The sequence below is a fragment of the Cystobacter fuscus genome, assembly GCF_002305875.1.
Taxonomy (GTDB): Bacteria; Myxococcota; Myxococcia; order Myxococcales; family Myxococcaceae; genus Cystobacter; species Cystobacter fuscus_A.
The window spans coordinates 8,123,589-8,136,411 of sequence record NZ_CP022098.1 but is presented as its reverse complement, the minus strand read 5'-3'; the positions used below and the strand labels follow the sequence as shown (position 1 = coordinate 8,136,411).

Genomic DNA, 12,823 nt, shown 5'->3' with positions numbered 1-12,823 from the left:
ACGACGGTGGCCCGGTGCCTAGGCGAGCTTGAGCCGCGCCGATTTGTGCTTGCCCACCTGCACCAGGTACTCGCCCGCGGGCAGCTCGTGCTTGGGGTCCATGACCTTCTCGCCATTGACCCGGACGCCGCCCTGGCCCATGAGCTTGCGGCCCTCGGTGCCGGACGCCACGAGCTTCGCCTCCGCCAGCGCCTTGGCGAGCGCGATCGTCGGCGCGCCCCCGAGCGGCACCTCCACCAGCGGCTGCTCCTCGGCGACGAGCTTCTTCTGCGAGTAGCGCTGCTCCCAGGCCTGCATCGCCTGCTCCGCGGCCTCGGGGGTGTGGAAGCGAGCGGCGATCTCCTGCGCGAAGCCCGACTTGGCCGCCTTGGGGTGCACGGCGCCGCTGGTCACCTGCTCCTTGAGCGTGGCGAGCTCCTTGAGCGTGCGCGAGGAGAGCAGCTCGTAGTAGCGCCACATCAAGTCATCCGTGATGCTCATGAGCTTGCCGTAGATCTGATCCGGCGACTCGCTCAGGCCCACGTAATTGTCCAGGCTCTTGGACATCTTGTCGCCGGTGATCTTCCCGTCGACCAGCCGGGCATCCAGCCCCTCGAGGATGGGGCCCGTCATGATGACCTGGGCCTCCATGCCCTCTTCCTTCATGAGCTGGCGGCCCACCAGCAGGTTGAAGAGCTGATCCGTCGCGCCCAGCTCCACGTCCGCCTTGAGCGCCACCGAGTCGTAGCCCTGCAGGAGCGGATAGAGGAACTCGTGGATGGCGATGGAGCGGTTGTCACGGAAGCGCTTCTTGAAGTCATCGCGCTCGAGCATGCGCTGCACCGAGTAGCGCGCCGCCAGGCGGATCATCCCCTCGGTGCCCAGCTTGTCCAACCACTCGGAGTTGAAGCGCACCTGGGTGCGCGCCTCGTCGAGCACCTTGAAGACCTGCTCCTGGTACGTCTGGGCGTTGGCCTTGACCTCGTCGCGCGTGAGCGCGGGGCGCGTGGTGTTCTTGCCCGAGGGGTCTCCGATGAGCGCGGTGAAGTCGCCGATGAGGAACACCACCTGGTGGCCGAACTCCTGGAAGCGCCGCATGCGCGTGAGCAGCAGCGAGTGGCCCAGGTGCAGGTCGGGCCGGCTTGGATCGAAGCCCGCCTTGATGACGAGCGGCTTGCCCGTCTCATACGAGCGCTCGAGCTTCTTCTTGAGCTCCTCGGCCACCTGGAGATCCACGGTGCCGCGGGTGACTTCCTCGAACTGCTCCTGGGGGGTCGCCTTGCGCAGGGGGTTTTCGGACATGACGGCGCGGCACCCTAGCCGAAGCGGCCGCGTTTGGCATGTCCTGAAGCCGGTGTCCGCGCGCCGGTCTATATACCTTGCCCCCCCTTTGGACTCTCCTCGATCGGGCGCCATGCTCCAGCTTCCTGGCTATTCGCTTCTCGGCCTCCTGCAGTCCAGCTCCTCCAGCCTCCTCTACCGAGCCGTACGCGAGGCGGATCGCCAGCCCGTCATCCTCAAGACCCCGCGCTCCGAACATCCCGGCGCCCGGGAGCACGCCCGCCTGCGGCGCGAGTACTCCCTGCTCCGGCGCCTGGAGGGGGCTCCTGGCGTGCTCCAGGCCCACGCCCTCGAGGTGCTCCTGGAGCGGCCGGTGCTCGTCCTCGAGGACGTGGGGGGCCGGGCCCTGTCGGAGGCGTTGGATCGGCCCTTCGGGCTCGAGCGCTTCCTGCCCCTGGCGCTCGCCCTGTGCACGACGCTGGCCGAGGTGCACCGCCGCGGCGTCATCCACAAGGACATCAAACCCACCAACATCCTGTTGTCGCCCGGGGGCCAGCCGTGGCTCATCGACTTCGGCATCGCGACGCTCCAGCAGGCCGAGCACGTGGAGGCCTCGCCCCCCCAGCTCGTGGAGGGGACGCTGGCCTACATGTCCCCGGAGCAGACCGGGCGGATGAACCGGACGCTGGACTACCGCACGGACTTCTATTCCCTGGGCGTCACCTTCTACCAGCTGCTCACCGGCAGGCTGCCGTTGCAGGGCCGGGACATGCTCGAGTGGTTCCATGCGCACCTGGCCCGGTCGCCCGTGCCGCCCCATCGGGTGGAGCCCACCGTCCCGCCCATCCTCTCGGCGCTGGTGATGAAGCTTTTGTCCAAGGTGGCCGAGGAGCGCTACCAGGGGGCGGAGGGGTTGCGGTGGGATCTGGAGCGGTGCCAGCGGGCCTGGGAGGCGGGCGCGCTGGAGGACTTCCCGCTGGGTCTCAAGGACGTGCCCGCGCGCTTCCAACTGCCCCAACGCCTGTATGGCCGGGAGGCCGAGGTGGCCGCGCTGCGCTCGGCGTTCGAGCGGGTGGCGGCGGGCGGCGGGCCGGAGTGGGTGCTGGTCCGAGGCTACTCGGGCATCGGCAAGTCCTCCGTGGTGAATGAGCTGCAACAGCCCGTGCTGCGCCGCCGGGGCTTCTTCCTCCAGGGCAAGTTCGACCAGTTCCAACGGGACGTGCCATACGCCACGCTGGTGCATGCCCTGCGGGGGCTCGTCCAGCAGGTGCTGGCGGGCAGCGACGCGGAGGTGGCTGCCTGGCGTCAGCGGCTGCTGGAGGCGCTGGAGGGCCAGGGCCAGGTGATGGTGGCGCTGGTGCCCCAGCTGGCGCTGCTCCTGGGCGAGCAGCCCGCTGTCGCCGAGCTGCCCCCGATGGAGACCCAGAACCGCTTCCACCAGCTCTTCCTGCGGCTGCTGGGCGTGCTCGCCACGCGCGAGCACCCGCTGGTGCTCTTCCTCGATGACCTGCAGTGGGCGGACCTCGCCAGCCTCAAGCTGTTGGAACATCTGACGTCGCGGCGCGAGCTGCCCTGGCTGTTGTTGATTGGCGCCTACCGGGACAACGAGGTGACGGCCGAGCACCCCCTGGCGGCGTTGTTGGAGGAAGCGCGCGCGTCGGGGGTGAGGCTGGAGGACATCCAGCTCCAGCCCCTGTCGCTCGAACAGACGCGGCAGTTGGTGGCGGACACGCTGCCCGGCGCCGACGCGCGGATGGTGGAGCCCCTCTCGGTCCTGGTGCAGGAGAAGACCGCGGGCAACCTCTTCTTCCTGCTCCAGTTGTTACAGACGCTCCACCAGGAGCGGTTGGTGTTCCGGGCGCCCGGCGGAGGCTGGCGCTGGGACGAGGAGGGCGTGAGGGCGCGCGGCTATTCGGACAACGTGGTGGACTTCATGGCGGGGCGGCTGCGGCAGTTGCCCGAGGACACGCGTCGCCTGCTGCAACTGGCCTCGTATGGAGGTGGCGTGATGTCCCTGTCCCTGCTCGGGCTCCTGTCCGAGCGGGACGTGGCGGAGGTGGAGAGCGGGCTGGAGCCGGCCCTGGTGGAGGGGCTGGTGGTGCGCTCGGGGCCCCAGCATCTGCGCTTCCCGCACGATCGCATCCAACAGGCCGCCCATGAGCTCATCCCCGCCAGCGAGCGGGACGCCCTCCACCTGCGCGTGGGCCGCTTGTTGCTCGACAGCCTCTCCGCCGAGGAACTCGCGGAGCGGCTCTTCGAGGTGGTGGGTCATCTCAACGCGGGCGTGGCGGGAATGGACGATGCCGCGGAGCGCCTGCGGCTGGCACACCTCAACGCCGAGGCGGGCTCGCGCGCCAGGTCCTCCACCGCCTATCAATCCGCCAGTGGCTACTTCGCCATGGCATTCTCCCTGCTGCCTGGAGATCCCTGGGAGACGGACCCCGACTTCGCGTTCAAGGTGCGTCTGGCCCAGGCGAGCAGCGAGCTGATGCGCGGCAACCCTTCCGAGTCGTTCGTGTTGGTGACGGAGACCTTGCCGCGGGCGCGCACCCACGCGGACATGGCCAGTGCCTATATCCTCAAGAGCGATCTGTTGCGGACCACCGGCAGCGCGATGGTCTCCGTGGAGTGCCTCCTGGAGTGTCTGGCGAAGCTGGGCATGACGCTGCCGCTCACACCTTCCCCACAGGAGCTCGTCGAGATGGAAGCGGAGGTGTGGGCGCTATTGGCTCGCCACCCCATCGAGAGCCTCCTCGAGCTGCCCGCCATGACGGACCCGGACATGAAGGTGCTCATGAGCGTGCTGTCGTCCCTGGCGCCCATGGCCTTTCCCATCGGCACCGGTTTCGCCGCCCTGGTCTCGGGTCGGATCGTGGCCTTGAGCCTCCGTCATGGCAACGCGGAGGGGTCCGCGGTCGGGTATGTCTCGTTCGCGCTCTGGTATGGCGGAACCCGCGGAAGATACCGTGAGGCGTATGCCTTTGGACGGCTCGCGGTCGATCTCGCCGAGCGCCTGGGCCTGTCGGCTTCCCTGGCCATGATCCTCACCGTGTTCTCCACCATCAACAGCTGGCTCCGCCCGCTCTCCGACACGCGGAAGATCATGCTGAAGACCTACCATCATGCCCAGAGGACGGGTGGCTACCCGGTGGCCTGTTATGCCTGCTTCACCCTCGTCTTGAATGGCATCATCAGCGGGCGGGAGCTGGGCGAGGTCTATCGGGAGTCGGAGTCCTTCCTGCCGTTCACGAGCAAGTACGCCGCCGTGCACGACACCATTCTCTATCTGCAGCGCATCGTGCAGCAGCTGCGAGGGTTGTCGCGGACGTTCCAATCCCCGAGCGGCGATGGCCTCGAGGAAGAGGCGCTCATGGCCCGGATCTCGAGTGGAGGGGAGGGCCACTTCTACTCCGTCTGGTCGTCCATCATCCGGATGCAAACCGCCTACCTGTCGGGGGACCACGAGCGCGCGCTCCGGCTGCGTGCCCAGGTCGAGCCCCTCCTGGTGCACACGCCGCTCGAGGTCTCGCGCATTCCCTTCAACCTGTATGGGGCGCTGGCCCTGGCCTCGGCCTGGCGCAGTACGCCCGAGCCCGGGAGGCCCGCGGTGGTGGAGGAGATGAGGAAGCACCAGCGGCTGCTCGCGGAGTGGGCCGAGCATTGCCCCGCGAACTTCCTCGCGCCCGAGCGCATGGTGGCCGCGGAGCTGGCGCGTCTGGAGGAGCGGCCACAAGAGGCCCTGCGCGCCTATGAGGACGCCATCCATGCCGCGCGCGTGCATGACTCCCCGCCGAACGTGGGGCTCGCCAGCGAGCTGGCCGCGCACTTCTGCGAGGAGCAGGGCCTGCACACCCTCGTCACGGCCTTCATCCGCCAGGCGCGCGAGGCCTACTTCCACTGGGGCGCGATGGGCAAGGTGCGCCAGTTGGACGAGCAGTGGCCCATCCTCCTCACCTCCGCGCCGGTGTCCCCGGGCACCACCACCCAGGACACGAGCACCCACGGCGTGGATGCCCTGGCCGTCATCCGGGCCCAACAGGCGATCTCCAGTGAGATCGTCCTGGAGCGGCTGGTGGACACGCTCATGCGCGTGGCGGTGGAGAGCTCCGGAGCCCAGCGCGGCGCCCTGCTGCTGCTCCAGGACGACACGCTCCAGTTCGTCGCCGGGGTGCCCCCGCTGTCCACCGCGCAGGCCGGGGCGCCACCCTCCGCGGAGCTGCTGCCGCTGTCGCTCGTGGCCTATGCGCGCCGCACCGGCGACTACGTCCTGCTGGATGACCTCGCCCAACCCCATCCCTTCTCCGCCGACCCCTACTTCGCCACCAGCGACGCGCGCTCCCTGCTCTGTCTGCCCCTGCGCCGCCAGGAGACCTTCTACGGGTTGCTGTACCTGGAGAACGCGCTCACCACCCAGGCCTTCTCCCATGAGCGCATCGCGCTCCTGGAGCACCTGGCGTCCCAGGCGTCCATCTCCATCGAGAACGCCCGCCTCTACGCCGAGGTCCGCAAGGCCGGGGCCGCGCTGCGCGAGGCCAACGAGGAGCTGGAGGCGCGTGTGCGCGAGCGCACCCAGGAGCTGAAACAGGCCCAGGCCCAGCTCGTGGAGACCGCCCGCATGGTGGGCATGGCGGAAGTCGCCTCCAGCGTCCTGCACGACGTGGGCAATGTCCTCAACAGCATCGTCGTGGACACCCAGCTCATGCGCGGCGCGGTGTCCAGCTCGCGCATGAGGCGGCTCCAGCAGGTCGCCTCCCTGCTGGAGGACAAGCGCCCGGTGCTCGCGGACTTCTTCACCCGGGACACGCGCGGCCGCCACCTGGTGGACTACCTGCGCGCGCTCTCCGACGCGCTCGCCGAGGAGCACTCCTCCCTGAGCCGGAGCCTGGAGGCGCTGGACGGCAACGTCTCGCGCGTGCGCGCCATCGTCCAGAACCAGCAGGCCCACGTCTCCTCCACCCTGCTGCTGGAGGAGTGCGATCTGCCCGCGCTGGTGGAGGAGGCCCTGCGGCTGCAGGTGGGCGCCTTGCGTCAGGCCGGCATCACCGTGTCACGGGAGCTGCGCCCCCTGCCGCCGGTGAGGGCCGACAAGCACCAGGTGTTGAAGATCCTGCTCAACCTGTTGAGCAATGCCCGTCAGGCCATGGAGTCCCAGGCGCCCGAGCAGCCGCGTCGCCTCGTCATCCGCCTGTCGGCGGAAGGGGGCTGGGTGAGCCTGCAGGTGGTGGACACCGGCAAGGGCATCGCCTCGGAGGTGCGCCCGCGGCTCTTCACCCAGGGCTTCACCACGCGCGAGGGAGGCCATGGCATCGGCCTGCACTCGAGCGCCCTGGCCGCGCGGCTCATGCACGCCCACTTGTCGCTGGACAGCGGCGGGCCCGGCATGGGCGCCACCGCGACGCTGCTGCTGCCCCTCGCGCCCGTGCCGCCCAGTTAGGAGCGGTCAGGCCATGTCCGCCTGTGCTGCAGGGGTTATCTTCTTGGGCAGTTGTCGTTTCAAGGAGCACCCCGCATGGCGAAGGATTACGCAATCGTCGTCCGGAAGCGCCCTGACGGGGACAGCCTCGGCAACGTCCTGGTGGCCCTGGCGCACCGGGATTGGACTAGAGGTTTCCAGGTCCTCCTGCTCGCGAGCTGTCTCGTCAACCGTGCGCGCGGACGGGAAGAGGTGGAGGTAGACGTCCCGGAGGGAGTGGGCGCTGGAGAGCATCTCACCCTCACTTATGAGTGGGACTGGAAGCACACGGGAGCGCCCACCCTGGAGCGTACCTGGCGCCTCCCCCTCACGGAGGACATCCCGCCGGAGTGGCTGGAGGACGAGCCATCCGAGCCCGAGCAGGAGGACACGCTCGAGGATGAGGCCGGCGCGCAGGCCGTCCTCTCGTCCGAACTGGCTCCAATCCCCGTTCAGGTGGACCCGGCTCGGCCCGAGCTGCTCTGGGTTCCCGGGTATGCCTCGCGCGAGGAAATAGCCTCGCGGCTCTTCGGGGATGCCGCGGCGTCGGGCGCTTTCGACATCGAGCCCCGAGCGCCTCCCTCCAGCGCTGTGGAGGGCCTCCAAGTCTGTGTGCGCGTGCGCCACCCGCCAGCGCTCGTGCCGGAGTTGCTCGCCACCATGCGCCATGCCCTGGATGCACATCTGGCGGCGGATGTCGCTTGGAGCCGCTCCCAACTTTCGGGGGCTTCCCTGAACAGGGCCGGGGCCGCCGCACTGGTGGAGCGAGGCCTGCGCTGGGCTCAACGCTCGGACATTCTGGACGGGGCCGGACAGAGCTCCTTCGACCGGTATCTCCAGGCGCTTGAGCCCTTGAGGGACGAGTCGCAGCGCGGGCACATCCTCGGCGAGGCCGCGGAGCCCCTGCGGAAGGCCATCGTTCTGCACTCCAAACGATTCACGGCGAGCTACAGCGTCACGGATGGCTCGCCCGTCCTCGCCCCGGGCAGCGTGGTGGGCCGCTTCTATTTCGCCGACGGCTCCAGCATCCAGGTGCGTACCTTGCCGCTGCTCACCGAGGAGACATCCCTGGAGCGTGCGGAGCTGCGCGTGCGCAACGCTTCCCGTGGAAGCCCGCGCGTCATCATCCCCGGGAAGGACGGGCGCTGGCGGGGCTACAGCGCCGAATTCAATACTGTTGCCGGCGCTCCCGAGCCACTCGAGCACCCCGAGGGCAATGCCTACTGGTACTACCCAGGCACGCTCCTCATTCGACCGGGGGACTGGCGGCCGGGGTTGGGAGCCGGCACGGGCGAGTTGGCGACCTTGCGACGAGAGCTGCTCCAGACAGCCCTCGCCACGGCGACACCGCATGCGCCCCAGCCCCTTGTCTCCCTCGATCACGACGTGCTCGCCCTCCTCACCCCGGACGAGCGACTGGGTGTCTTCAACACCATCCTCACAGGTCCTGCGCTTACCTCCGACATGAAGGAGGAGGCCGTGCACCTGCTAGCGCGTGTGGTGGTGTCCACGCCTGACCGGGAGTTTCCACCCCTGGAGCGCAAGCTGACTTCGAGTGGGGTGCTGGAGAAGCTGCTCGGCAGCAACGCGCCGGACAGCAAGGTGTTGCTGGGACAGGCCTTCACCCAGAAGGCACTCGCCTCGTTTCCCCTCGTGCTGGACCTCCTCGAGTCCCTGCCCACCATCCACCTGGGGCGTGAGGGTGAGAGGACATACCTGCTCAACGTCCCCTCTGGGCTGGTGTCCACGATGTTGGTGGCGCCGGAAGCGTGGGAGGAGCAGCAGGGAGTGCGCCTCGGAGCCGAACCCGCTCTGCCCGGAGAAGCCGTGGGGCCCTCCAGGCGCATGGCCCTGTACTTCCAGCCGGTGCGGCAGGAGTTCCAGGCCCGCTACCTGTCCTCGGTGGACGAGGCGTCGCGCAGCCGGGCTCTGCACCCACTGGAATGGGTGCGGGTGGAAGTGCATGGGCCACAGCCGCGCTCGCACCTGATGACGGCCATGGAGTTGGCCCTGCTCGCTTCCACGCCAGACAAGGCACTTGTGTGGTCTTCAGTGAGCCGCATCAGCGAGATGCACATGGTGTACGGCGCCGTTTCCGCCCTGACGAAGGCACCGCTGTGGACAAGAGTGCCAGCCACAGCCGCGCAAGGCGGCACGCTGGAGACGGCACGCGGAGCGGCGGTGCGCCTCTTCGTGGGCCGCGTCTCGCTGGTAGCGACTCTCGCGGTGGTGGACACGTACCGGGAGGAGCTGTCGCAGACGTCAGAGGGACGGGACTTTCTTGCGGTACATGACGTGGCCATGGTGGTGCTGGCTGGCCGGGATATCTACAAGCTCGCCACCTCGGGCATAGGACGCGAGCTGGTACACCGGGGAGGGCTGGTGTTGAGCGCGGCTGGCGCCCGGGTCTCGTCCGGACTGCGTGCGTCGGTGGAGTCCGTCCAGGCCCTGGTGAAAACGCTGGAGCGCATGCTCGCCGAGGGTAGGGCGGTTGCGACACCGGACGGGCTGCGCTTCTCCCTTCCTGGCGGAGCCGAAGCCTTCAAGCAGGTCTTCTTCGCCATACGAGGGGAAATGGCCGCTGCACGGGCCCTCGGGGGCATTCGCGGCGCGGGGCTCGTGGCCGAGGAAGCCGAGAAGACGCTGGGAGCGCTGAAGCAGTTGGCGGCGGAAAGCCAAGAGATGGCGAGCGCCTACAGCGCGGTGGCGCGGCGTGCGGCGGCCCTGCCGGCCGACAAGGCCCAGGCCTACCTCGCTGCGGTGGAAAACATGCGTGCGGCCACCCGCAGTGCGGCGAAGCCGGCGCTCGCGGAATTACTGAGGCGCTCGGGAGCTCCGAGCTTGAAGGACCCGCTTGCCTTCCTGAAGGAGGCCGCGTGGCTCGTCAGCCACCCAGACTTGGAAGCGGAGGCCGTGGCTGAGCTGGCGAGGAAAGCAGGCAGGAGCCGCGTGGACCTGGGCTGGTTGCACTCGACAGGGCTGCTCATGAAGGACCTCAACTTCATGGGCAGGAACAAGATGACGCCGTGGAAGGACTTCCAGCAGGCAGCAGCAGAACCGTGGAACCTGAAGCTTCAACGGCGAGTCCGCGAACAACTCCGAGGCGTCGCGGCCGAAATGCTGACCGAAGACAACGCACAGAAACTTTTCCCGGGCTTCCGACTTACCGGGCGGCAAGTGAAAATGAAAGCAGGGCACGTCATCGACAACCTGCTGACGGCGATGACGGGGTCGAAGCTTCAACATGGAGTAGAGGTCAAAGGCTGGAACGACAACCGCTGGCGCAGGGCACTTGACTCATGGCTGGCCCGCAGGGCCGGCAGCAAGCTCAACGAACAGCAGGAGGCGCTTGTAAAGCAACTCCAGCACCTGCTCGACCAACTCGCGGACGCAGCCAAGGCACCTAACGGACAACCGTTTCTCGTCAGTACAGACAACCTGAGCGGCCCGACCAGAGCCAAGCTTTTGGACTTCCTACTCAAGCAGTCGCCGGGAATAAAGCTCATTCAACTAGAGGAGGCTCGCATCCTGGACAAGACGAAGCAGCTACGTGCGGCACTGAATCTGCCGGAGAACTTGTCAGGAGGTGTGCCATGAACCGGTGGCCTCTATGGGCAGTCCTGACTCCAGGCGAGCCAGCGCGGCTTGAGCGCCGCGTTCGTGCCGCGCTGATGTTGGAGGGGGACGAGGAGCACGGGAAAGGGCCATCCTTCGAGGTCATCCCGGGCCGTGGCCGTTACCATGCCATCGTGGGTGCGGACTCCAGCGACGTGGGGGCTGAGTTCCAAATCGCCAAGGATTTGTCACGCGAAGTCGATGAGCCCGTGTACGCGATCGATCGCGGCAACGATCCGTGGGCCGTCACGTCGTGGCGAAAGGGTGTGTTGGAGGTCTTGGAGGTGGACCCAGAATCGCTGGCGGAGTCTCTCGGCTGTCTGCTGCCAGGCCGTGAGTTGCCCTCGGACTCAAGCTCAAAGAGACCGCTGCGCAAAGTCGCATTGGTGGAGGGTATTCGGGCGCAAGAGGCATCTCGCGCGCTGGAGGATGCCGGGGACCCATTTCCTCCGGGACACTACCGGTTCGAGGACACACCGCAAGGGCTCCGGGTTTCCAGCGAAACAGGCGACGTCGGCTTCGCCGACATCACGCTCTCGGAGCGGCTTCCAGATGTGATGGCATATGGCGTAATTGCCTCACCGAACCTGGACATGTTCTTTGTCAACGTCCTGCGCGGAGGAGAATGCATCGGCCACTTTGCGCTGCCGCCTCGTGACGATTCCTTTGTGCCGGCTGTCCGTGACATCAAGGGAGAGAACTCGCCCGAGCGAATTCTCGCGGCGCTGGGCATCCCGGCGGAGTGGTTCCGGAATGAGTGAGGGGCGCTGGTGCGGCTTCGCCCAGGGCCCCACTTTCCGGCAGATAGTACTAGGTGCCCGGCAGGTGCTCGCGGATGCGCTGGATGGAGCGCGCCTTGCCCGTCTTGTCATCCAGCTCGATGACCACGCCCTGGAGGTAGACGAGGTTCTTGGCGACCTCGTACTGGTTGTGGCGCAGGGTGACGAAGCGCTCGATGGACAGCTCCTTGCGCACGCCGATGACGGAGTCGAGCGGGCCGCACATGCCCACGTCGGTGATGAAGGCGGTGCCGCCCGGGAGGATGCGCTCGTCGGCCGTCTGCACGTGGGTGTGCGTGCCCACCACGGCGGACACCTTGCCGTCCAGGTGCGCGCCCATGGCGTTCTTCTCGCTGGTGGCCTCGCAGTGCATGTCCACGAGGATGCAGGGCGTTTGCTTGCGCAGCTCCGCCACGAGCTCCGGCGCCACCGCGAACGGGTTGTCCAGGGGCTTCATGAACACGCGCCCCTCGAGGTTGAGCACCCCGAGCTTGCGCCCGTCCGGCGTCTGGATGACGGTGTGCCCGCGTCCCGGCGCCCCCTTGGGGTAGTTGGCCGGCCGCAAGAGCAGGTGCGGATGCTCCTCCACCCAGGGAAGAATGACCTTCTTGGTCCAGAAATGATTGCCGCTCGTCAGGAGGTTGACCTCACTGTCGAGCAGCGCCTCGGCGGACTCGGGGGAGATGCCGGCACCGCCCTCGCTGTTTTCAGCGTTGGCGATGACCAGGTCCACCGAGTGCCGCGCGATCAACTTGGGCAGGAGGGTGCGCACGGCCAGCAGCCCTGGCTTGCCCACCACATCACCCATGAACAGGACTATCACGTGTCGAGGAAATCCCAGTCGCGGTAGAGCCCGCGCATCGTCTGCGACTCGGTGACGACGAGGTCCATGTCCACGTCGTCATTCGTCGTGGGCAGGGTGTCGACGATCTGGTCGCCGAAGGCAAGTCCCACGCGCCGGCTGCGTGCGGAAGCCGCCTTGAGGGTGGCGTCGTAGTAGCCGCCCCCTCGTCCCAGGCGCTTGCCATCGCGCGTGAAGCCCAGGCCGGGCACCACGAAGAGATCGATCTGATCCACCGCGATGAGCTCCGACGAGTTGGTGGGCTCGCGCACCCCCAGGCGTCCCGGCTCCAGCTCCGCCTCGGACTTGATGGCGCGGAAGGCCAGGATGCGCCCGTGCACATGCGACAGCGGATAGCAGACGATCTTCTCGTCCTGCAGGGCCGCGATCAGGATGTCCCGGGTGGGCACTTCACCTCGGATGGGGGCGTAGAGCGCCACCGTCCGCGCCTTGTTGTAGTAGGGGGTCGCCAGGAAGCGCGACTGAACCTTCAATCCCCGCTCGTCGATGATGTCGGGTGTCATCGCCTTGCGACGAGCCGTCAGCTCTTCACGCAGCGTCACCTTCCGACCCACTCCCTCTTGCGCCACCGTCTCGCTCACCTGCCCCACTCCCCGCCAAGAGAAAGAAAAAGCCCCCCGCGAAATGGCCGTGTGCCTAGCGTCCATTGAACCCTAAAAAGCCAGGTGGGGTTCGAAGTCATGGAACCGTAGGCTTCCCTCTTCCCCGGAGGGGAGGGCTTGCTCATGGAACCTGAAACGGACCCCGTGATGGACGTATCGGTTCGAATTTCTGCTGGGCATCACGCGCCCCGCAGGGGACAAGACCTTCAATCAAATCCAACGAAACTTCGACATCGGGAAACTCCTGGAAACC

General features: G+C 67.5%; 6 protein-coding genes and 1 other RNA gene. 3 read left to right on the top strand and 4 right to left on the bottom strand.

The window, feature by feature from the left end; translation table 11 throughout:
* Positions 1–18: 18 nt before the first annotated feature.
* Positions 19–1,281 carry a tyrosine--tRNA ligase gene (gene tyrS / locus CYFUS_RS32770; RefSeq protein ID WP_095988799.1) on the bottom strand — a complete coding sequence of 421 codons (1,263 nt, stop codon included), beginning with the start codon at positions 1,279–1,281 and terminating at the stop codon, positions 19–21.
* Between the two features lie 112 nt (positions 1,282–1,393).
* Here tyrS and CYFUS_RS32765 point away from each other — a divergent pair, with 112 nt between their 5' ends.
* From CYFUS_RS32765 to CYFUS_RS32755, 3 genes are all read left to right on the top strand, one after another.
* Positions 1,394–6,694 carry a trifunctional serine/threonine-protein kinase/ATP-binding protein/sensor histidine kinase gene (locus CYFUS_RS32765; RefSeq protein WP_095988798.1) on the top strand — a complete coding sequence of 1,767 codons (5,301 nt, stop codon included), beginning with the start codon at positions 1,394–1,396 and terminating at the stop codon, positions 6,692–6,694.
* A 75-nt stretch (positions 6,695–6,769) separates the two neighbouring features.
* The gene (locus tag CYFUS_RS32760) at positions 6,770–10,309 is read left to right on the top strand and encodes a hypothetical protein (protein ID WP_095988797.1); all 3,540 of its coding nucleotides are present in this window, start codon (positions 6,770–6,772) and stop codon (positions 10,307–10,309) included.
* On the top strand, positions 10,306–11,088 hold the full coding sequence (locus CYFUS_RS32755; protein ID WP_157758793.1) for a hypothetical protein: 783 nt from the start codon (positions 10,306–10,308) through the stop codon (positions 11,086–11,088). Before CYFUS_RS32760 ends, CYFUS_RS32755 begins: the two co-directional genes overlap by 4 nt.
* A gap of 49 nt (positions 11,089–11,137) precedes the next feature.
* Here the strand turns inward: CYFUS_RS32755 and CYFUS_RS32750 are convergent, their stop codons facing one another.
* From CYFUS_RS32750 to ssrS, 3 genes are all read right to left on the bottom strand, one after another.
* A complete protein-coding gene (locus CYFUS_RS32750; RefSeq protein ID WP_095988795.1) occupies positions 11,138–11,914 on the bottom strand; it encodes a TIGR00282 family metallophosphoesterase in 777 nt (258 codons plus the stop codon).
* Between the two features lie 11 nt (positions 11,915–11,925).
* Entirely contained in the window at positions 11,926–12,549 is a 624-nt protein-coding gene (locus CYFUS_RS32745; RefSeq protein ID WP_002624194.1) for a 5-formyltetrahydrofolate cyclo-ligase, read from the bottom strand.
* A 29-nt stretch (positions 12,550–12,578) separates the two neighbouring features.
* Positions 12,579–12,770: non-coding RNA, 6S RNA (ssrS, locus tag CYFUS_RS32740), on the bottom strand.
* Positions 12,771–12,823 lie beyond the last annotated feature (53 nt).

What these genes read in the sequence shown, in the direction of transcription:
- tyrS (WP_095988799.1), bottom strand. Translation starts at nt 1,281, where the DNA reads ATGTCCGAAAACCCCCTGCGCAAGGCGACCCCCCAGGAGCAGTTCGAG.
- CYFUS_RS32765 (WP_095988798.1), top strand. Translation starts at nt 1,394, where the DNA reads ATGCTCCAGCTTCCTGGCTATTCGCTTCTCGGCCTCCTGCAGTCCAGC.
- CYFUS_RS32760 (WP_095988797.1), top strand. Translation starts at nt 6,770, where the DNA reads ATGGCGAAGGATTACGCAATCGTCGTCCGGAAGCGCCCTGACGGGGAC.
- CYFUS_RS32755 (WP_157758793.1), top strand. Translation starts at nt 10,306, where the DNA reads ATGAACCGGTGGCCTCTATGGGCAGTCCTGACTCCAGGCGAGCCAGCG.
- CYFUS_RS32750 (WP_095988795.1), bottom strand. Translation starts at nt 11,914, where the DNA reads ATGGGTGATGTGGTGGGCAAGCCAGGGCTGCTGGCCGTGCGCACCCTC.